Annotated in this window: 16 protein-coding genes and 1 pseudogene; 5 read left to right on the forward strand and 12 right to left on the reverse strand. The window is 54.3% G+C overall.

Annotated features, from left to right (window positions below):
• Positions 1-83: 83 nt before the first annotated feature.
• The 3 genes from XM38_RS17175 (at position 84) to XM38_RS17185 (ending at position 1,090) form a co-directional block, all read left to right on the forward strand.
• The gene (locus XM38_RS17175; RefSeq protein WP_080810976.1) at positions 84-299 is read left to right on the forward strand and encodes a hypothetical protein; all 216 of its coding nucleotides are present in this window, start codon (positions 84-86) and stop codon (positions 297-299) included.
• Between the two features lie 199 nt (positions 300-498).
• A complete protein-coding gene (locus XM38_RS17180; protein WP_080810978.1) occupies positions 499-813 on the forward strand; it encodes a DUF433 domain-containing protein in 315 nt (104 codons plus the stop codon).
• On the forward strand, positions 806-1,090 hold the full coding sequence (locus XM38_RS17185) for a DUF5615 family PIN-like protein (protein ID WP_080810979.1): 285 nt from the start codon (positions 806-808) through the stop codon (positions 1,088-1,090). The genes XM38_RS17180 and XM38_RS17185 overlap by 8 nt, the downstream gene beginning before the upstream one ends.
• 145 nt (positions 1,091-1,235) lie before the next feature.
• Here the strand turns inward: XM38_RS17185 and XM38_RS17190 are convergent.
• Positions 1,236-1,636: pseudogene (locus tag XM38_RS17190) on the reverse strand (ABC transporter ATP-binding protein); the annotation flags it as partial.
• Positions 1,637-1,933: 297 nt separating this feature from the next.
• Between XM38_RS17190 and pyrC the strand changes: the two are divergent.
• Positions 1,934-2,962 (forward strand): dihydroorotase, encoded by a 1,029-nt coding sequence (pyrC, locus tag XM38_RS17195; RefSeq protein WP_080811034.1) that lies wholly within the window; start codon positions 1,934-1,936, stop codon positions 2,960-2,962.
• A 32-nt stretch (positions 2,963-2,994) separates the two neighbouring features.
• Here the strand turns inward: pyrC and XM38_RS17200 are convergent, their stop codons facing one another.
• The 3 genes from XM38_RS17200 to XM38_RS17210 all read right to left on the reverse strand — a co-directional run bounded on the left by XM38_RS17200 (position 2,995) and on the right by XM38_RS17210 (position 7,751).
• Positions 2,995-4,356, reverse strand: coding sequence for a toll/interleukin-1 receptor domain-containing protein (locus XM38_RS17200; RefSeq protein ID WP_187329446.1), 1,362 nt, complete (start codon positions 4,354-4,356; stop codon positions 2,995-2,997).
• 679 nt (positions 4,357-5,035) lie between these two features.
• Positions 5,036-6,196 carry an eCIS core domain-containing protein gene (locus XM38_RS26080; RefSeq protein ID WP_187329447.1) on the reverse strand — a complete coding sequence of 387 codons (1,161 nt, stop codon included), beginning with the start codon at positions 6,194-6,196 and terminating at the stop codon, positions 5,036-5,038.
• Positions 6,197-7,172: 976 nt separating this feature from the next.
• Positions 7,173-7,751 carry a hypothetical protein gene (locus tag XM38_RS17210; protein WP_137455155.1) on the reverse strand — a complete coding sequence of 193 codons (579 nt, stop codon included), beginning with the start codon at positions 7,749-7,751 and terminating at the stop codon, positions 7,173-7,175.
• A 378-nt stretch (positions 7,752-8,129) separates the two neighbouring features.
• Between XM38_RS17210 and XM38_RS27150 the strand changes: the two genes are divergently transcribed.
• The gene (locus XM38_RS27150; RefSeq protein WP_080810995.1) at positions 8,130-9,710 is read left to right on the forward strand and encodes a DUF6399 domain-containing protein; all 1,581 of its coding nucleotides are present in this window, start codon (positions 8,130-8,132) and stop codon (positions 9,708-9,710) included.
• A gap of 366 nt (positions 9,711-10,076) precedes the next feature.
• On the opposite strand, the gene XM38_RS17220 is transcribed toward XM38_RS27150, so the two are convergent.
• From XM38_RS17220 to XM38_RS17255, 8 genes are all read right to left on the reverse strand, one after another.
• The gene (locus XM38_RS17220) at positions 10,077-11,360 is read right to left on the reverse strand and encodes an MFS transporter (RefSeq protein ID WP_080810996.1); all 1,284 of its coding nucleotides are present in this window, start codon (positions 11,358-11,360) and stop codon (positions 10,077-10,079) included.
• Positions 11,361-11,425: 65 nt separating this feature from the next.
• On the reverse strand, positions 11,426-12,136 hold the full coding sequence (locus tag XM38_RS17225; RefSeq protein WP_088430512.1) for a TonB-dependent siderophore receptor: 711 nt from the start codon (positions 12,134-12,136) through the stop codon (positions 11,426-11,428).
• Between the two features lie 705 nt (positions 12,137-12,841).
• The gene (locus XM38_RS17230; protein WP_225889481.1) at positions 12,842-13,870 is read right to left on the reverse strand and encodes a TonB-dependent receptor plug domain-containing protein; all 1,029 of its coding nucleotides are present in this window, start codon (positions 13,868-13,870) and stop codon (positions 12,842-12,844) included.
• Between the two features lie 882 nt (positions 13,871-14,752).
• Positions 14,753-15,763 (reverse strand): helix-turn-helix transcriptional regulator, encoded by a 1,011-nt coding sequence (locus tag XM38_RS17235; RefSeq protein ID WP_080811000.1) that lies wholly within the window; start codon positions 15,761-15,763, stop codon positions 14,753-14,755.
• A 100-nt stretch (positions 15,764-15,863) separates the two neighbouring features.
• Entirely contained in the window at positions 15,864-16,523 is a 660-nt protein-coding gene (locus XM38_RS17240; RefSeq protein WP_088430516.1) for a Uma2 family endonuclease, read from the reverse strand.
• A 208-nt stretch (positions 16,524-16,731) separates the two neighbouring features.
• Complete coding sequence (locus XM38_RS17245; RefSeq protein WP_088430518.1) at positions 16,732-18,024, reverse strand: MFS transporter; 1,293 nt, start codon at positions 18,022-18,024, stop codon at positions 16,732-16,734.
• Positions 18,025-18,153: 129 nt separating this feature from the next.
• A complete protein-coding gene (locus XM38_RS17250; RefSeq protein WP_088430520.1) occupies positions 18,154-19,242 on the reverse strand; it encodes an ABC transporter substrate-binding protein in 1,089 nt (362 codons plus the stop codon).
• Between the two features lie 106 nt (positions 19,243-19,348).
• Positions 19,349-21,589 carry a TonB-dependent siderophore receptor gene (locus tag XM38_RS17255; protein ID WP_088430522.1) on the reverse strand — a complete coding sequence of 747 codons (2,241 nt, stop codon included), beginning with the start codon at positions 21,587-21,589 and terminating at the stop codon, positions 19,349-19,351.
• Positions 21,590-21,650 lie beyond the last annotated feature (61 nt).

A 21,650-nucleotide genomic window follows, 5' to 3' on the forward strand; every position in this document is an offset into this window, starting at 1 on the left:
ATTGCTCTAGCTTGAAAGACGAAAGTTAAGTCATGAGTGGTCGTGCTAGCGTAGAAGGAAAACACAGGCTGACTGAGGTTGATATGGCAGAGGTTTCTAAGCTCGATCAAGTTTTAGAAAGCATTGAGATGCTACCGCTTGAGGATCAAGAAGTGTTGGTCGAGCTTGTGCAGCGGCGATTAGTGGAACGACGACGGGAGGAAATTGCCGAGCACATTGCTGAAGCTCAAGCAGACGATGAGGCTGGCAAGGTATTTCGAGGTACGGTTGAAGATGCGATCGCCGAATTGAGGGCATGAGGCAGGTTCTTTTTGCTTCATCATTCAAGCGCGCTTTCAAACGATATTGTCTCTAACTTTGTGGAAAGTCCAGAGATAGGCGAAGACGATATTTTACTCATTGATATTGGCTCTCATGATGAGGTTTATTAAAGGGCAATCGCAGATAAAATTAGCGCAATGTGGCAAGTGCTAGATCAAATGAATTCGAGAAAGCAAGATGGAAAATGACTTACAAAAGTACATCGAGGCTATAGACGGCGTTCGCAGCGGTAAGCCTTGCATTGCAGGAACCAGGATGACTGTGGCGGACATTGCGACTATGTATTTGCGGATGGGACAGTCTTTAGAAGAGATTGCAGGTAAGTATAGACTGTCTTTGGCAGCCGTCTATGCAGCAATGGCATTTTATTTTGAAAATCGACAAGAGATCGACCAGCGAACGGCAGAAGCAGAAGCGTTTGCCGAGGCTGAACGGCAGAAGCAACCTTCCTTGCTCGACCAAAAGCTGAGGGCTGCCCGAGAGCATGCCTGAGCGAATTCGGTTCCATTTGGATGAAAATGTTGATCCAGACATTGCCTTAGCACTAAAACGAATGGGTATTGATGTAACGACTTCGCAGGAGACAAACCTCTTATCAAGGAGTGATATAGCTCAACTGGATTTTGCAATCTCGCAGTCACGCGTATTGGTAACCCATGATGATGATTTTCTTATCCTGAATAGCCAGGGTATGGAGCATTTTGGAATCGTCTATTGTCGGAAGGATACAAAGCCGATTGGCTATATGATTCGGATGATGATTTTTTAGTGAGATCAGTTCTCATCACTATACCGTCTATCGCAGCAATAGAGCGCTACGCTGTTCGATGCAGCATGGAATGGCAGAACCCGCAAGCATCACGATTCTCAGTCCATTGGGCTATACGTACATGGTTTTTCGGCCCCATGACTTGTTATTTCGAGAATTGTTGCCATTCATCGAAGGTGCCTTCCATTTCGACCCTGCCGTGGTTGAGCACAATGATGCGATCGCACCTCTCCAAGACAGCGGGACGATGGGAAACGATGAGGAGAGTGATGGGGTGGTGGGGTGGTGGGATGGTGGGTCCGTCTCCACATCCAGGGCGCTGGAGAGGTCGTCAAATACCAGCAACTCGGGTTGGCGCACGAACATGTGGGCGGCGGCGGCCCGCTGAAGTTGGCCGCCGGAGAGGCGCACGCCTCTGGGACCAATCGGGGTGGTGAGCCCTTGGGGCATGGCGGCTAGGTCGTGCTCAAAGACGGCCTGATGGATGGCGGTCTCCAGGGCGGTGGGGGATGCCTGGAGCCCCAGGAGAATGTTGTTGCCCAGGGAGCCGCCCACCCCCTGAACGGCATTGCCATGCCGTCGCCCGGAAAGCAGGCTTTGTCGACCAGGGCCTTGATAGACACCGGCACTTTGGCCATGGGGGCGGGTTGTTTGTCTGCCAGTCTGAGGCTAGCCGTCTCTTTTAGATGCCCTGTGCCGCGGCGCGAGAACTGCCCAGGAGCAGCAAGTTGAGCGATGAGCAAAACTGAGCCGGCACCCAGACGAAGGGCGATCGCCCCATACCAGATCTCGATGATCGCCCCTAGTCTCATGAGGCGCTTGTTGCCGTTTTATGATGAAAAGATGCAAACGCTTACCCTCACCCGACCTGACGATTGGCATCTGCATCTCCGCGACGGTGCGGCACTGACAGCGGTTCTGCCCTACACGGTGCGTCAGTTTGCCCGCGCCATCATCATGCCGAACTTGAAGCCCCCTATCCGCTCGGCGGCAGATGCGGCAGCCTATCGCGATCGCATCCTCGCCGCCATTCCAGAGGGTCAACGGTTTGAGCCATTGATGACGCTCTACCTCACCGACAACACTAGCCCCGACGATATTCTCCGGGCGAAAGAATCGCAGTTTATCAAAGCGGTCAAGTACTACCCAGCCGGTGCAACGACCAACTCAGACTCCGGTGTGACGGATATTCGGAAATGCGATCGCATCTTTGCAGCGATGCAGCAGGTGGACATGCCGTTATTACTACACGGGGAAGTGACCGATAACGATGTTGATACGTTCGATCGCGAGAAGGTGTTTATCGAGCGACATTTAATCCCCCTGAAGCAGCGATTTCCCAACCTGCGGGTGGTGCTTGAGCATATCACCACCGCCGATGCGGTGCAGTATGTCCTGTCTGCCAACACCATCGCGGCAACAATTACGCCACACCATTTGTTGTTTAATCGTAATGCCCTGTTCCAAGGCGGCCTTCGCCCCCATTTTTATTGCCTGCCCATTTTGAAGCGGGAGGAGCATCGTCAGGCTTTGTTGCAAGCGGCAACGTCGGGGAATCCGAAGTTTTTTCTAGGTACTGATAGCGCTCCCCATCCCCGCACCAGCAAAGAAAGTTCCTGTGGCTGCGCGGGATGCTTTTCGGCGCTGCACGCCCTTGAGTTGTATGCCGAAGCATTTGAAAGCGTGAAAGCCCTAGATAAACTGGAGGCGTTCGCCAGCTTCTATGGCCCAGATTTCTATCAACTGCCGCGTAACACCGAGCGAATTAGCTTGTCCCAAACGACTTGGCGGGTCCCTGATCAAGTTCCATTTATGGAATCTGGGCTGGTACCGTTGGGGGCGGGGCAGGAAATCACATGGCAAATGGTATGACACTTGCACAACGCCTGGGGGCGATAACTCACTCAATGTTCTTGTGGTGGCCGGGTGGCTCGCAAAATCAGCCAGCTAGAAATCGCTAACCAGATTGCGGCAATCAGGCAGGCTTTGCTGATAACAGAGCGAATATAGCCTTGGATATCCTCGACATAAGCGGCGTTATACTCCAGCTCCATGGCCCCGACCATCTCGCCAGCCGCATTTTCGATCGGACCATAGATGGCAATCCAGGTGCCGGTCTCATCGACATAGGGATCGAAATTTAAGCTAATCTCCTGGAGACCATCCAACATCTGCCAATCCGGGGACTTGAGTTCGCGGAAGTTGTAGGCATAGCTCGGGTCGAGACTGCCCAGTACATCACCCTCGCGGGCGATATCACCAATGATCAAGACCTCATCGGCATTGGCACCCGGGATGTAGGTAACCGGTAAGGCCGAGGGGGCGATCCGATTGATAGTTTGCAGCCAGGCCTGATGACGTTGATACAGGGGATTATCACTAGGATTGTCTTGATCTGGGGGTAGCTCTAGCGCTGCCAGGGCGGCAAACTCATCACCATCAATGCCAGTGATGGCCCCCGTCAGGGTGTCGCGCATGGTCTCCTCGGCTTGGTCCATAGCGATGTCGGTGACGCAGGTGTAGAGCCAATACAGCCCACCACTGACAAAGGCCAGGTTGGCTAATACCGTGGTCAGGACCACCACCCACTTGGCCTGCTGTCGGGCTTTCAGCCGGGCGGCCTTGGCCTCTAAGCTGGCGTTGATGTAGGACACCTGACCCTCGGTGGGTCTAGGCTCTTTATTGAGTCCCTGGGTCAGCCACTGTTGGGCCTCGATCAGGTCGGTCCCCCTGAGTAAATAGCTGCGATCGCATCCTTTGGTCTGCCACTCATGCGATCGCACCAGCAGGCGCGTATGGGCATGGACATAGTCCAAATCCGTATCCAGGGCGGTCAGTAGCTCTTGAAACGCGGCTTTGAAATCATCTGTTTCGCGGAAAAAGAGCCAGTTATGGCGAGAGATCGAGGGATGCAGCCGCGACATCTCAAAGCCTTCCCGCCGCACCAATGGCAAGAACCGCTTATGACACTGGGTGGCGTACTCCACTTCGTCACGACAGACCTCAGAGGCCACTGAATCAGGGCTGAGGATGAAGACGAAAGTATCGGCCTGTTCGATGCCCCGCTGAATCGATTGCCACCAGTCTTCCCCCTTGCGGATGTCGTCCCAGTCGATCCAGGGATCGCGGCTAGCCTGGCGAAAGGCCACCTCTAAGGTTTCCACAAAGGCCTTATCTTTGCGGGAATAGGAAATAAAGACATCATTGCTCCTGATGAATGCTGTAGACACATGCGATCGGGAGCGATTATCAGAGGAATGAGGCATGGGCTCTATCATTGCGGAGAATACGGAGCAAGCCAGTCAAGACGAGATCTGCTCCCATGAGCATAGATTATGACCATCTTATTCAGCTCGGTGAATATTGAAGATATCTAAACCGGCACAAATCATACTCGCTACGAGCACGACACTTGGTTCCCTATACCCTCGAGAAGACCATCGCTGTCTAATGACGTCCATGATGTGAAGCGACATTGATTAATGGTCTAGCTGCCATGATTAGGTAGCTGAAGTAATCACGTGAATTACAGCGCAGGCATTGTCTTGTCCAAGGCTTCGACGGTATCTGTCATCTGCTCAATGCCACCTTTTGTAAAATTGGTGGGCTCCCTCTGAGGTGTGATTGCGATCGCCTGTGGCGACAATGTTATCCAAGCCCCAGTTCCAGGAGTGCCTAACTATCGTCTGGTGAGTTCAATGCCCACCTTTTCCTAGAATTGGTGGGCAAGTTGAGATTTTGGAGATTTGCTGAGGGTATTGGTGATGTACTCGCCCACCCTACCTACTTATCGGGTAGAACCAGGCGATCACCAAGCCATCCGGTGCAGCACCCTAGTTAGGCATAGGAAGTTTGAGGATTAGTAATCGTATAGTGCTTTACGCTATCGCTAGTACATTACAAGATTCAAGACCGAGTGCACCACCACAAATTTGTGCACCGAGCTTAACAAAATTCCCTAGCAGCGACCAGTTCCACCGGCACTGGTCGAGAAGTTCGGTCTTGTACAAACTGTTGACGCGGAAGTAAGTGGGATGCCCCGCCGATCGAAATTCGGTTCTCGCCAAGTGTCTCCCTGATGAGACGCTGCACGGACGTATCGAAATTCTGGGTATTGACGCGTTGTTCGATGGGCGGCAATGGTAAATTGGCTGGTCTGCAACGGCCGAAGACAGCTTCGAGCTCCTCCAGAACATTGAATCTGTCGCGCTGATTGGAGAGTGCCGCTTGCTCGCCAAAATGTGCACCTTCCCAATTAGAGCGCAGGTCTTCCAGAGTAAACGCGCTCTGTGCGGTTCCAATCTGTCCAGGGTCTAGCTCCTCTCCTGCCTCTAATCTTTCACGATAGCGCTGTTGCCCTTCTTCCGCCTCCAGACTGGTTTCATACGCCCGTAAACCACCGCCAGAATAGACACTTGGGAAATGCAATTGCCAAATAAGGTTCAACAAAGTTGACAGATTTATATTTGACTGCGTTGCATGAATACCCAGCGACTCAAGATAGCCAGCAAGTGATGTAAAGAAGAAGTGTCCCATGTCGAGCCACCCGCAGTTGCAGGTGTAGACGAAATTGTTCGAAGGCAAATCTACACCTTCTCCTGGATTAAATGCTTCACCGAGGCTCCAAAGCTGAACGAGTGTTCTGGTATGGGGACCCGCCGGGAATAGAAACCTCCATGCGATGTTGGGTCTGCCACTCAGGCGGCCGCCAGTTACATTTATGCCAGCAGGAGGGCCTGTCCGTAACGCTTCGTAAAAGCTATTTGCCTCCTCAAGGGTTTGCCGCACTTTATCGACAACTTCATCACGGTATCGGATTCCGCCTGACTGAATTGAACGATGGATTACCATTCGTTCTGTACAGGATGAATTTCCGGAGACTTCAGCATTAACAGCATGGGCAAGTTCGTGAGCCAAGAGCCTCTGTCCGCCTTCGGTTCCTGGTTGGTACTTCCCTCTTCCAAATACGATGCGATTGCCCACTGTGTAGGCTTCAGCGCCAATGGCAACAGCAGATCGGGCAGCCGTCTCCCCTGTATGAATACGAATGTTAGCAAGATTAGCACCGATGCGTGTCTCGAAAAACCGGCGATTCGCCATATCCATGGGTTGTCCAGATGTGGACAGCGCCCGCCTGACTATAGCAGGGACTGCGCTTTGACTCGCAGCCGTTGGGGTTTTTCGGTGCACAGAATTGTCGCTTGAGAATAAGCTGAACGGCGGTCGTAATAACGAGCTTACCGTAGGGACAGGGTCTAGGATCTGCGCTGCGAATACGTCCGCTGCGTGCTCTTCGGGCGCGTCGACACTACCGAGGCGAAGACTGGTTGGCACTGGATAGTTCCTTAAAACCAACGGAGATCGTATTTTTACCGAAGGCTCCATGGACTGTACTGACTCAGTGGCTGCTGTCCCCGGCAGCTCGCTGACCGGTCGTACGGTTCGTTGCCCATACTTGTGGTCTGGTTTCTTTGCCTGACAGTTTGGGCATGTGCCACCGCAAGCGCAAGCAGACTGTAGATGTAGTTTGGGCATGCGCATCATTCGGTTGGTGATACAGCCTGCCCACTGCTCGTAGTCCTCTCTAGGAAAACTAATCATCAGTTTGGGCTGAATTCTTTCCGATGTCATTACGTGTACTGGTATTCGGCTGAAGTCATGAGCGAAGCGAGTTGCAGCAGTGATGCTGGGCTCAACTTCAAGACCTACAGAGTCAGTCCGCCGCAACCTCTGCACAGCTTGGTTTCCAATCGTGCGCTGTAGTTGAGGGATGGAGTGCATGTCACGGCGCTGCCTAGAAAGCGTCGGGCCGCACTTCACTAATTTTGCAGAATGAGATTGCTGAGTTGCCTTTGGCTTCTGTGCGAATGTGTGCATACTTAATCTCCATTCGTTCAATGCCTAACGACCGAGCATCACCTGTGCGCATGAACACTATAGAATCGCATAGAGACTGTGAAACCCTGCGCATCAGGTGCATGCAGCAGTTAGGCACTGCATAATACTAAAAAAGCATCACACTCAGCCGATCGCCCTCCCCGATCTCCACATAGCTTAATCTCCCCGCGACCTTAAGTTTGGTCTAATTCTCGGGCTCCGTCTCCGTGATTGTACAAATCATATGTTGCGCAGACTCGGCTACAAAATTGATCTGCACGTTGACACTGTTGTCGTCCGTGTCCTTGCCCTGGAACTTGTCTGAGCTAATGGAAGACGTCCCTTCTTGGATCTGATTGTATGCATCTTTAGGATCATTCGAGAGAACAATAGATGTCTTGAAGGAACCAATAAAAGGATTGCTCCAGCCCACCGCGAAGTTAATAGTTTCATAACCTCCATCTGTGGTCGGAATTTGAATCTTGAAGGCGCTGCCTCCAGATACTCCGGTACCGATAGAGCCATCCTTATCGCACCCCGAGAACTCCATGTCTTTAAAGGGCTCGACTGTCGTTGGTGCGGTAAAATAGCGACCACTGTCAAAGTAGGACGTCACATACTGAATATCCCACTGGGTCTGATTATTGAGCGTCATCGTGAACCAGCGAGCTTTATCCGTAATCCCAGATGGTGTTCCAGTGTTCGGTGCTGGCATACCGCCGATCTTCGAGGCTAGGGATGCAGCAGTGAGAATTCCTTTGAGGATAACTGTGGGAGATGGCATATTGTTCACCTTCGAAAAGTCAAGAAAGATTGCGATTACCAAGCTGTTTCTGTGTCACAAAACGAGGCCTAACTATGTATTAAGTGTCAGATCTGCTGGATAAGACCCCCTATGCCCTACATTATCTATCAGATCTACGGGATAATACCCGGTTTTTAAGGAATTAAACAGACTATTCGATGGCTCTTCCGGGTCTGAGGTTGAAATGGTGTAAGAGGCTACAAAATGCCTTGTGGGAAACGGCTGAAACCTATTGGCTGCCCACTATAAGTTTGCCGGCTATCGCCATAAAGCGGGACAAAAACCTAGAGATAAAAAGCCCTGCGAAGCTGTCGCCAGGGCCGGTATCGTATCCTCAAGCACAAATCCGAGGATACGATGTTCAATATACGTCAACGTCGTCAGCAGATTGCAGCGAGGCTGGCCGAACAGGGCGCTCAAACAATTCGTGCCATCGCCACCGCCACGGGAATTCCCAAAAGCAGTGTCCATCGTCATCAGCAAGGGCTGAAACAGGGGCATCAGTATCCAGAGGCGGCGCTGTGGCAGACAGATGTTGGTGAAGAGTGGTTAAAACGGCTGGTCGTGGCCACTATCTATGTTTTTGGGCTGACGCGAGGTGTGGGCGCAGAAAGTCTCAGTGAGTGCTTTTACAAACTCGGTCTAGAGCATTTCATCGGGGTATCGGTCTCCTCGTTGCGCCACCTTCAGACCGTTTTGGAAGAGAAAGTTCTTGGCTATCAGCAGGTTCAACAGGAGCGTTTGAGCCAAGCCTGCCAGTCTCTGCCAGCGCTCTGTGTGGGGGTGGATGAGACGTGGTTTGAATCAACCATCCTGGTGATGATGGCATTAAGCTCAGGCTACCTCCTGGTGGAGGAAACGGCGGCCAATCATCGTTACGAGACTTGGCAACAGGTGGTTGAGCCCGTGGTGAAACAGTGGGGGAGTCGGATTCAATATTGTGTGAGTGACCGGGCGAAAGCCCTGATCAAACTGGCCTTGAATGACTTGGGGTGTGCCAGCATTGCCGACTTGTTTCACGCGATGCGCAAACTCAGCCAGGGTCTTGGGTTTGACCTGGAACGTCGGTTGACTCACCTCAGACGTCGTCTTCAGGAACAACCGCCTCAGGGGGCTCAAGCCGTTGAGCGAGACCCAGTACTGCAAGCGGAATACGCTGCCCTTCAAACGGCCCAGAGTCAATTTAGTGAGCATCTAGCCGCTATCAGTTTGGGGTTGCACCCCTTCGATATCAGGACGCTTGGTGCGGTCACCACTGAGCAGGTGGCCGTCAAGCTTAGCCAACAGGTAGACGCCCTCAAGCAATTTCAGCAGCAATATCAGCTCAAGGATGCCCCCGGCGGAGTTGACAAATTCAAGCGACAGATTGAGGTCCTTACCCCCATCGTGGATCTGTGGTGGCAGTGGGTTGAGCACTCCCTCGCCGCCCATGAACTCGCCCAGCCCTTATTGAGCTGGTTGACAGTGGGGTTGTTGCCGCTTTGCTACTGGCAATACCAAAGTCAGCGAACCGATAAACCGACGCTCAAAGCCCAGTATCGAGATGCCTATCAGCGGGCTCACAACGTCCTAAAGGCTCATCCGCTCACACGGACTTTAGAAGCCGAGGTCTATCGGTATTGGTACAGTTGGGCGAGTGAAATGGTCACCAAGTTTCAGCGCACAACTGCAGCGGTGGAAGGGCGCAACGGCTATTTGGGTCAGATTCATCACAGCCGTCGCCGCTTGTCAGACCGTCAGTTGCAAGTGATGAGCGTGATTCATAATTTTGACCTCAAACGGCTCGATGGCTCTACCGCTGCCCAACGACTTTTCAAGCAACCCCATCCAGACTTATTTCAGACCGTTTTAGCTCAGATGCACGATTTACCTTTGCCCAGGCAGCGAGCCAAAGCTGCAAAAGCTCAAATCCTTGATGCAGCTAATGTCCCGGCTTAAACGGGTAGCCGCCGCAATTATGAATCTAAACGTTTTTCGCCAAATCAGAAAGCGATCATCGCTATCCTATTAGTTCCAGGTCCATCTGTTTACGCTGCAACCGTGGTCATGACTGCATGGGGGAGTGCCCTCAAGGGGAAACCAGCACGCTTGACTCAGTAACGCCTCAGCAGAGAGGGTTGCCGCGAGATCAGTCAATTTCTCAGGATCACCTGTCAGCAATCACAGGGATCTTGTCTACGAGGGTAGGAGCAGTTCCATCACCAGCTAACCGGCGGCGGGATCGGTGCTGCCAATGGGGCCTTCGCCATTGGCTCGAGAGCCCCCCGAGTAACCCTGACAGGGGGCAGAGCTGGGGAAGGCGTCTCATGGGCGTTGCTGGGCAGAGTGGGGGGGAGACAGTGCGATCGCATCCTCAGCGGGTGCCGGCTGGGCGGGCGTTGGTTTGAACCCCTTAGCCACGAAGGTGATGCAGCCCAACAACAGCAAGGCACTGAGGGTGAAGACGCCGCGATAGCCGATCGCCGCGGCCAAGACCCCGCTGAGGGCCGAGGCGATGATGCCGCTGATGCCGATGAGGGAGGTCTGCAGGGTGTAGTCGGTACCGGCCATCTCGGGACGACTGTTATCCATCATGATGGTGAAGGTGGTGGTGCCGATCATGCCCAGGGCCAAAAACGTGATGCCGACGATGCCGTACAGGACGGGCAGTTGGGTGAGGCCGAAGGTGGGCAAGAAGTAGGAGAGAACGCCCAGGAAGGCCAGGCTAGTGGCGATTAAGAGCGATCGCTTCCGCCCCCAGCGAGAAATGACGATCCCTGCCGCCAATGCCCCCACCATGGTCATGGTGGTGCCGCCAACCCCCAGCAGCGAGCCAATCTCCGCCAGGGACAAGCCCTGATCCACCAGCAGCGGCCGAAACATCGTGGCCGAGAGATTGTGGGCCGCCGCGTACAGCCCCAGAATCAACAGCCAGCCCAGCATCCCCGGTCGCCGGCAAAACTGCCAGAAAATGCGGCCATAGTTACCGGGGGTGAGAGGGGCGGTCAGGGCAGACGCGGCCGCTGGCCGACGGGGCTCGCGGTGCAACAACACCGGCAACAGGGCCAGCAGCATCGCCGCCGCCAGCGTCCACAGGCTCAGCCGCCAACCCCACTGATTCAGCACTATCAACAGGCCGCCGCCGCCAATCATTTTTCCGAGAGAGCCGCCCACCCCCTGAACGGCATTGCCCATGCCGCGCTCTTGAGGCTCTAACAGTCGCAGGGCCAGTGCGTCGGTGGCGATGTCCTGGCTGGCACAGCCGGTTCCCATCAGGGCCAGGCCGATCAGGATCACTGGTAGCTGGGTCTCCAGGTTGAGGCCACTACACATGAGGGTGATGCCCACCACCCAGAGCTGGAAGGCAATAATCCAGAAGCGATAGTGGCCCCAGCGGGCAACGCTATAGCGATCGATCAGCGGCGCCCAGAGAAATTTGAACGTCATGGCGATCGCAACCAGCGGCAATAGCCCGATCGCCTGCAGCGACATGCCCTGCTGGCGCAGCAACACCGGCAGCGCTTCATAGAGAAACCAGAAGGGCAGAAACTGCGACACGTATAAACTGCCGAGCAAACCGTATTTTTTCAGGTGGGATTGAGAGGCCACGGGCCGGTACTCGCTGGATAGACGACAGTCAGGTTAGACCCAAGGGGGCGCGATCGCCCGTATTGCTAAAACGTGAGCGAGAACGAGCCGATAATGGTGAACGGTTCACCAGGCTCGATGCCTCGGACCCGGGAAATCGGCGTTCCCTGGATGTAGTCGGTATCGAAGAGATTTTTAAAATTCAACGCCAACTGCCAATCCGCGCGCTCATAGAAAATGGCGGCGTTGGTGATGAAATACTCATCCAACCGGAAACTGTTGTCCAGGTCCCCTGGTCGCTCCCCGACATAATTGAAGCCCAGGCCGAAGCCCAGCCCGGCCAGATCGCCGTCTTGCAGGGTATAGGTCGTCCACAGGTTGGCGCTGTGTTCGGGAATGCCGATTAACCCATTGCCCACGGGAAACCGGTTGTCCGCCGTCACTCGGGCATCGGTGTAGGCATAGTTGGCGATGACATTCCAGCCCGGCAGAATTTCCCCCGAAATATCCAGCTCCACCCCCTGACTGCGCTGCTCCCCCGTGGCAATTGAGGCATTTAAGAACGGAGGCGCCGTGGGATCGGCGGTGGCAACGTTCTGCCGGGTGATGTCGAAATAGGCCAGGGTCGCCACCAAGCGCTGGTCAAACAGCTCGGTTTTGAGGCCTATCTCAAAGCCCTCACCGTCCTCCGGGGGCAGCAAGTCACCGGCCACATCGGTGGCGTTGCTGGGGGTAAATGACTGCGAATAGCTGGCGTACAGGGACAGCTGGGGCGCGGCTGGATAGACAACTCCCAGGCCGTGGAGTCAAGCAATCCACCGATTGGCCCTGATGTCCACTGCCGGTGGGGTCAAAGAGAGACGGCGGGTTATTCACGTCTTGATCAACGACGTCGTAACGCACCCCGCTAAGAGGGTTGAGACGCGTCGAAAATCTCAATCTGGTCTTTGGGCCAAACCAGGACCAGACGGCGGGTGATCACTTCTGCACCCGGGCAGGCGTTGGCACAACTGGTCGAAGGTCCCAGTCAGCGGAACGGTCAACCATAGACTGGGTCGAAGACCGTTTATAGGGGCGAGGGGGCCAGAAAGATTGCCCCCGGGCCTCAATATCGCTGCGAATCGGCGACTCCCCAGACTCAACCCCCAAACAGCAGCGGTGTGTCGACTGCTGGCCGGTTGGCAAAGTTTGCGCCACCCACATCGGTCCCTGAGCCCGTAGACGTTTTGAATCATTCGGTGGCCCGTATTGACATCGAACCACAGATGCCCGCAGCCTCGTTAAAGGCAACCGGTAGCAACGGGTTTCACGCGCCTGTATTATTTCTTGGCGTGCTAATAGCCGAAAGGCATGGCGAAATTGTCCAGTTATCGCCGAAGGCATGCTCTAGGCGATAGCCCCCCCAGAAAGAAATCCCGGCTCGATCACGTCAATCGGGTTCGCCGAAGATGCGATCGCGGGGCACATCGACAATGCCGTCACCCAAGGCCAGTAACCCGGAATCATTTGGGACGCTGATCATGGAAGTACTCAAAATCCAGGGCCAGGGCGGTGCGCTCACCGATGTCCCAGGTGACCACGGGGGCAATAAACCGACGCCGCATCTCCTGATCGAAGTCCCGAAAGCTGTCCTGTCGCGAGACCAGGGCATTGACCCGATAGCGCAGGCGACCATCGCCACTGAGGCGATCGGATAAATCCAATTGGGGCCGAATTAGGGTGCGGTTCCCCAGCTGCAATTCCGCCTGGTAAGACGGTTCTACCGTCGGCTGCTCCGTGATCAGGTTAATCACCCCACCGGGCTGAATTTCACCGTAGAGAATCGACGCCGGTCCCTTCAGCACCTCGATTTGCTCCACATTGACGGTTTCCGGCAGCGCCAAGATGCCGGTATTGGAGAGGCTACCAGAGCCCGACAACCGGAAGCCATCCCGCAGCAGCTGCGCCCCCTGAAACCCCCGAATAGTGTATTGAAAGCCCGCTCCCTCGGTGGAGTCGACCACCACACCGCTGACATTGCGCAAGGCTTCGTCCAGCTGAATCACCTGCTGATCGTCCAGCACCTCTCGCGGAATCACTTGCACAGAGGCCGGTATTTCCAGCAGGTCGGTCGCGGTGCGGGTCGCGGTGCTGGCCCTGGGGACAAAATACTCACTTCCCGCTGGTTGCCCGGTCACGGTAATGCGTAAGCCCTCGTCGGCATCTGCCGTGTCCGGCGGGGCAGGAATCCTGTCTACCCCATCGCTGGCAGGCGCGTCCGGGTCCGGCGTATCCGCCGGGGCAGGACGGCTGGCCGGGTCTGATGCTGCGATCGCAAAGGCCAGCGCCTCCCCTGCAGTTGTCACCCCAGGCAGCCCAGCGCCTCCTGTCACCCTGACTCGAATGCTGTTCGCATCCAGCGTCATCACCGCGATCGATGCAATGCCCGGGGCCGGATTACTTTGTTCAAATGCGGCCCCAGGAGCGAGTTGAGCATTAGTGATATCCGCCTGCCAGGTCTGGCCATACTGGGTCACAAACACCTGAGGAATTTGCCCCTCTGGCCGTTTCCAGCCGCAGCACCACCCATTCGGGGCTGGGCTCCAGACTCACCTGAACCACCTGCAATGGTCGCAGCCGGCGCCGCCTCAACTATCCCAAAGCTGGAAACCCCTGCCAGGATAACCCCCCAGGGCACCTGTCCCATACCTGCTCATGCTCCCCACTCCCTCACACCAACTGGCTTAACGCGTCCTCGTAGTTGAGAACTGTACGCAACAGCCTGAGGGCGATGCAATCTGGAAAACGGATTTGTTTCGTCCCCAAACGGATTATTTTGCCGGCGGGGGTGTTATATCAAATCCGCTAAGACAGGCAACATTACGATGAGGTATCACAACTGCAATCCGTCATTGCGGGCAAGCGCAGCGCCACCCGCAATCCAGGCAGAGCGCTTTGGGCGTAGCTGAGATTGACGCCCTGGATTCCCGCTACGCCCTCCGGGCACGCTTCGCGAAACGCGGGAATGACAGAGAACTATTTTCCTAGGTGAATTAACCGGATTTCATATTAGGAAACACGACGCCGATGATGACTGTAAGCGTCAGTGGCTCAGTCAATGGCATAGCGGTGAAGCTGGGTTCGTGAGCGGGGGAACTGGGTTCACCAGCGGGGGAATTGGCTTCGCCAGTGGTGAGGCTGACCTAATTGTCTGCCCCCTCTTCCTGAATTGAAGGCATATGATCATAGCCTGCTGTCGAGCTACTCTTGAAGAGGCTTCCGAATGACCGCATGAATTTCCGCTGCGGTGACAGCTGAGACGCACTGCCCTCGGAAGGTGGGTTGGGTCGGTGTTCATCCGCTAGGGGAGCGATCGCGGAGCACTGTCCTGCATCAGCCAAACAACGGGTTGCAGTTGAGATTCAACAGTAAGGCTACAGCGACTTATAGGCCCTGGGAGTGACCCCAAACTTACGCTTAAACGCGGCGGAAAACTGGCTGGGGCTGGCATAGCCCACCGCCTGGGCCACCTGAGCCACCGAATCGATGCCCTGCTCCAGCAGCCATTGCGCCTTCTCCATGCGGCATTGATGCAGATAGCCAAATACCGTGGTGCCAAACACCTGCCGGAAGCCCCGTTTGAGCTTGAAGTCATTCATCTCGGTTTGTTGCGCCAGCGCCTTCAGGGATGGGGGACACTCAAGATTGCCAATTAAAATGTCGCGGGCTCGATACAGGCGCTCAATGTCCTCTGCTTTCAGCCGCAACTCTAGTTTGGGTGGCGGGGTTCCCTGCTGCACCTGCGCCAGCTTTAGCACAATCAACTCTAAAATCTTGCTTTCTAGATATAGGCGCTTCAGATCGCCCTGGTAGGGACAGTTCATGATCTTGTGCAACGCCGTCAACATCGCGGGCGTCGTCTGATTCGCCGTCACTCGCATCTCGGACTCTGGGGTCTGAAGCGCCAGGGTTTGGCCAAAGTTAAGCGGCGCCTGATGGGGAGCAATCAGGGCATCAAACACGTGCGCTTGAATGCCAACGGTCAACAGTTCCACCACCTGATTGGCCGCATAGTGGGTGGTGGTCTCGATGGTGCCTGACATAAAGCCAATCAGATTGGTCCCCGGACGCAGGGCAATGTCTGTGCTGTGACCCCGCAGGCGTTGCAGGGAACGGCCAGCCAGACAAAACCGCAGCCCCCAGGTGGACATCTGCTTAATAGTTTCGACAAAGGTGACGTCCTGCTGTAAGTCGGCTCGGGTCAAGACCAGATCGAGGCCGTCCCTCACCTGGATGCAGCGACTCTGCCAAAACCCAAACGGCTGCTGTAGCTTCCAGGACATCTCATCGGAGTCTACCTGATAGCGTCCCCCGGTTTGTTGCTGCAACGCCCTGAGCATGGTCGGAATGGTATCAGCGGAGAGGGCGAGATTCAGGGTGGTCATCGGCTTAGAACGGCCTTGAGGACAATGAGAAGAATTCTCATTATACTGGCTGATGTGTCGGTCAAAACTGGTCGGATGACGGTTACGATTGTTGCAGTGCCTACTCCAGCAACTCACCGAACCGTTCCCGGTAGCGGGCAAGCTGTTCTTCTGGAGTTAAATACCGTTTTCCGTATTCGTCATACCAGTAGAGCACCTCTCGCTGCACATCGCCATCTTGGTAGGGATGCCGACCAATGCCTAACCCAATGTCTGGCATCCAATAGGGCTCGCCAACTTGCAGCTCATAGGTGCCATCTATCCAACGATACACCTCAAACGGTTGATGCTGATCCCGTTGCCAGTATTGAGGATTGTAAATTACGTAATACGACACGCCTAAGCGGGCGTAGGTCGCCATTTTCGTATCGTATTCACCGCCTGGTGTGAGAGAAGCCACCTCCAGCACAAACTGTGGCACCATCCCGTTTTCTTCCCACACCACGTAGCTTTTGCGGGACAAGCCTCCCTTATGTCGCTCTACTCCCAGACTGAGAAATCCATCTGGAACAACGGGTACAAAAGGAGTGGTCCCCGTCGTGTGATAAATTCCCATATCTACGCCAAAAAACCAGTCATTTCGGTCTGTCCAAATGAACTTGAGTAAGAACAGCAAGATATTGGGAATTAGATTTTGATCCTCATTATCCACAGGCGTGTCGTCAGAACAAGGAAGTTCATTACTGTTCGGCAGGTGAAGCCATCGGTCGGACTGTACCATCGTCACGCCATTGTTGAAAACATGAATAGCTTCATTGTAGGAGCCCCCACTATGTCGAACCAAGCTCTAGACGGTAGGGATGTTGATGGGCAGTTACCGTTGCTATTTAAGTGCCGCGTTGAATATGGGTGCGATCGCAAGTAGTCTTACTCCTGTTCTAACCAGATGAAATAGGCCCGTTTGGCCGGGTTGGCATCGGAGTTAGGGGTTAGTTGGCCAGGGGAGGGGAGGGAGCATTGTCGACCGTCACCAGCTGCTTTATGCCGTATCCGCCCACGGCAACCACGATTCCCAACAGGGCAAAGATGGACATTTGTAGGGCCATGCCGGCGCCCAGACCAGTCCCAAAGGTGCCGCCCAAAATAGGGGTTAATTTGCCCCCGGGCTGCATGGTCGGTTCAAAGACATAGTCGGCCAGTGGACCTGCGATCGCAGCCCCCAAGGGCGTCGCCAGTTGGGTGAGCAAAAATCGCGTGGCAAACACGCGGCCCTGAAAGGCTGGCTCCACCTTGGCTCGCCAAATCGCCTGACTGCAGCTGCTGGGAAAGGGCGAGCAGAACCCACTGACCAAGGCTGTGCCAATTTTGACGGAGGTCTGCTGGGCCAGGGCCAGCACCATTAGTCCCACTTTCCAAACCGCACCCGCAATCAATACGCCATGGATGCGTCGCTTGGGGCCGCCCCAAATACTGAGGGTTAATCCTCCCAGGAGCCCGCCAGCGCCGAAAAAGGAAAAGAGCATGCCTAAAACTGTGGAGTCGTCGCCGCTACGGGCCAGTACCATGGCCGGCAAAATGGAGAAGCTGGCGCTGTCGATCAGGTTGCTGATCAGGAAAAAGAGCAAGAGCGTCATCAGGCTGGGGTGGTTTCGCAAATAGTGAATGCCGAAGGTGAGTTGATGGAAGACTGTGTCGGCGGCAGCGGCATGGTGCGGCGGCGCCGTGGGTTGGGGAATCGAGGCGAGACTGAGGGATGCGATCGCAATTCCAAACGTGATCAGGTCAATGGTTAAAATACCGCTCAACCCCGTGATGGCGTAGATAGTTCCAGCCAGCGCCGGGGCAACAACATAGCTGCCCGACATCTGTAGCGATTCGAAGGCAGAGGCGCGAGCATAGTGCTGGGCCGGCACAATCAGAGAGATGGAGGCGGAGTGCGCTAACCCTTGCAGATAACCAAAGAGCCCATTGACGGCGCCAGACACATACAGATGCCAGATTTGCAAATTGTCTGTTAGGAAGAGAGCCAGCAGGGCAACGGTCGAGAGTCCGGCTACGGTATCCCCCAACAGCATTAGATATTTGCGATTAAACCGATCCACCCAGATGCCGGCAAAGAGTGAAATCAACAGCCGGGGCACCTGCGTCACTGCCAAGATGAAGGACAGCGGTGTGGCCTGCCCCGTCACTTCCCAGGCCCAGATGGTAATGGCGAAGTTGGTCATCTCAGAGCCCAGCAGGGAGGCGAATTGACCCAGCCAGATGATGAGAAACGTACGCACAGAACTACCGGCTCCTCATGACTCTCCGCCGCTGTGCTCAAGCCTGGGGGAGAGAATGTCTTGATTAGCTTAAGCTAGGTATACGGTGTTTCCCTAGGGATTTTGGCTCCGAAACGCATTTTTTTCCCGTCATTCCAAGAAGAACTGACGCAGCTCCTGCAAAATCAACTCAGCACCGATGGGGCCATTGAGGCCATTCCACTTGTAGAAGGTGGCAAAATAAACACGATTGTCTTGGCTAGCGGTGAGAGATTGTGCGATCGCATTGTCTTCCCAATCCTGTTTGATGGTTTGTACCTGGTGTGTCTCAAGGCTATCATTCACTGACTTATCAACAGCTGGGGCTGAAGTTTCCAGCCCATCGCTGACATCAAAGTCCCAACCCAGGACGATAATGATGTCTGCGTTATTGAGCTTTGGCAAGGCTTCAATTGATATCAACGGGGTGTTGGAGCTGCTATATGCGGCGGGTGGAGGGATCACTTGAAACCCAATCCTGCTGAGTAATTCGCCGAGGTAACTATCAGGTTTAACAACTAAAAAGCCCTGATCTAGGTGGTTAGATCCCAATACCAACAGTTTAGGATACTTGGCCACCACCCCAGCCAGGTCAGAACCGGCATCGTCGATACGGGCCTCATACTGCTGAATCACCGCCTCTGCCTTTTCCTCATGTCCAAGGGCTGCTGTAATATCGTGCAAACTCTCTTGCCATTGGCCTTGAGCCGCGCGGTTCTCCCATAGGAGCGTAGGAGCAATCTGCGACAGCAACTCGTACTCGTCAGCATTGCGACTAGCCTCCCCTAAAATCAAGTCTGGCTTGAGCGCTGTTAGCTTTTCCAGGGAAGGGGCGTGATCGTCTCCCAGATTTACGGGTTGGGTGGTGAGGCGATCGCCCAGATAAGGGATTTGCTGAGTTGGATTATCAAAAACTTCTTTTTGATTGATATTGATCGTCATCGTGCAGCCTACAGGCTGCTCACCTAAAGAGAGGAGTAAGTCGAGAGCGTGAAGGCTCAGCGTCACTATTTTCTCAGGCTGTCCACAGACCTCTGTTTCACCCAGATCATGCTCAATCAACCGGCAGTTGGCCGCTTGAGTTGACTCGCTGCTAACGGGGGATTCGACTGATGTGTTGCTGGATTGGAGACCACACCCCACAATCAGTCCAGCCGTCATAACGCCCAGCATGAGCCCTTTCACGATTCGACTCCACATTACTATTTGTCCTATAGTTGGCCGGCATTTTAGGCAGGATTACAGTGTGCTTTGTATACCCAACCTGTTCAATTTTTCTAAGCATCAGTCGTGACTCTATCTCTGCTCAAAACTCAACGGATACCGAACCGATGACAGTAAGCCCTTTGCCTGGATCGATTCTTATGGTTCTGCTGTTTCCAGCACTCTGGATATAATCGATGTCAAACAGATTGCGGAAATTTAGACCTGCTTGCCAATTATCGCGACGATAGGAAATAGCGGCATTGGTGAGGAAATAACTGTCGAGTTCAAAGCTGTTGGCGTTGTCGCCGAAGCGATCGCTCACATAGTTAAAGCCAATTCCAAACCCCAACCCTGTCAACGGGCCATTTTGGATGTCATAGGTTGTCCACAGATTGAAGTTGTGCTCGGGTACGTTGAACAGTCGATTGCCTTCTAAACCACTATTGTCATCTGTAATGCTGGCATCAATGTAGGCATAATTAGCAATTAGATTCCACCCCGGCAGAATCTCGCCAGCCAAATCTAGCTCTACCCCCTGGCTGCGTTGCTGCCCCGTAGCCACAGAAAAGTTGGGAAAGTCAGGGTCAGGTGTGGCGACATTCTGTAGAGTAATGTTGAAATAGGCAAGGCTCGCTGAAAATCGACCGCCCAGTAGTTCTGCTTTAGCCCCGATTTCAAACTGCTCGCCCTCCTCCGGCTCCAGGATATCTCCAGCAACAGTCGTTCCGGAGTTGGGAGAAAAGGAGCGGCTGTAACTGGTGAACAGGGCAACTTCTTCGATGGGTTGATACACCACCCCAAATCGTGGGCTGAAAGCATCATCCGTTTGGGTAGATTCGGACCCGGTCGGGCTAAAGAATGATGGATTATTAATGGTTTCTTGCTCGACAGTATCATAGCGAACTCCGAGCAGCAGTTTTAGATTATCCGCCAGGGTCACCTGGTCTTGTAGGTAGACACCAAGCGCATCTGTCTGAGTTTCATTCGAGAAAAGGATAGGCAGAGTTTCTGGGTCTTGATCGGGGACAGTCCCGTAGACGGGGTCAAAGACATTAATAAAAATGGGGGAGAACGCATCACCTTGTACAAAAGTGCCACCGTTCCTGCGGAATAGATCGACACCGGCCAATACGGTATGTTCAATGTCTCCTGTGTTGAATTCGGCGACGAGATTCGTCTGCAGGTCAAAGGTTTCTTGAGGCACCCCTCTGAAAAGGTAAAGGTTCGACGAGGCGTTTAAGCGATAGGACACCCGAGCATCCTCCGTGAGCGGCCCAGAAATATCGACTCTGGGCTCGATCACCTCTCGATTGACGACCCTAAACTCAAATTCATAGAACGGTTCACTCGTCGGCTGTTCACTGACCAGATTGATCACACCGCCTGGTTCAACCACACCGAACAAGATGGCGGCGGGTCCTTTGAGCACCTCAATCTGCTCAACATTGGATAATTCTTGAAAACCAGTAGCGCCAGTGGCACCAAAGCTGAGTCGAAAGCCATCCCGCAACACGGAGGGATTTTCAAAGCCCCGTAGAATAAATCGCTGCCCTGTCGGATCGTTACTTCTAGAGAGCGTCACGCCACTGATATTCCGTAGGGCGCCATCTAGATCAGTCGCTTGCTGATCTTCCAGCACCTCTTGGGGAATTACCTGAATCGACTGGGGAATATCTCGCAGCGGCGTATCTGTGCGCGTTCCAGTAGTGGCATTGGGTCCCACATAGCGACTGCCCTCCTCGCCGGTCACCACAATCTGAATTGAATCATCATCGGGAGATTGAGCCGTCGGGTCGCCCAGGGTGACATTTGCGGTGAGTCCGGTTGCGCCAATACTGAGGTCAAGAGCGGGAGGGGCATCCGTGCCGGTAATGGCAAGCCGCACCTGGTTGTCGGGCAGGTTGGTGATATTAATCAGCGCAATGCCTGCAGCGGGGTCGCTGGCGGAAAAGTCATCCCCCTCGGGTAGTCGCAAGACCGCATTGGGAATATCGGCAATGATGGCATTGCCGGTGATTGAGGTTTCAGGAGTCGCCAACTCGCCATTGGTCTCAAGCTGCAACGTCAAGCCTGTAGCGATTTCCTCAAGCTGGACATTGGTAATCTCGACGATCTCAGTCTGGGCTATTTGCCTTAGCCATTCATCTACAGTGGTTGCAGCGGATTCAGTTTTGTTAGAGGGGATAGCTTCGACTGGCCCAGTCTCTAGCGGTACAGCTTGCACTGGTGATGCCGCTTCCGCGTCAGCAGATTGCGCTAGCGCCGCCTCAGCAACAAATATTGGTTTGCCCACTACGGCTAAAATCACGAGCAGAGGCCACTGTTGCGGATAATGTTTCATTCTGTTCCTCGCACACCGTTTCTCAAGGCCAAACGATAAGCCAACCGTTAGCTTGAGTGGT

Origin of the sequence: Halomicronema hongdechloris C2206 (assembly GCF_002075285.3) — a bacterium.
Lineage (GTDB): Bacteria > Cyanobacteriota > Cyanobacteriia > Phormidesmidales > Phormidesmidaceae > Halomicronema_B > Halomicronema_B hongdechloris.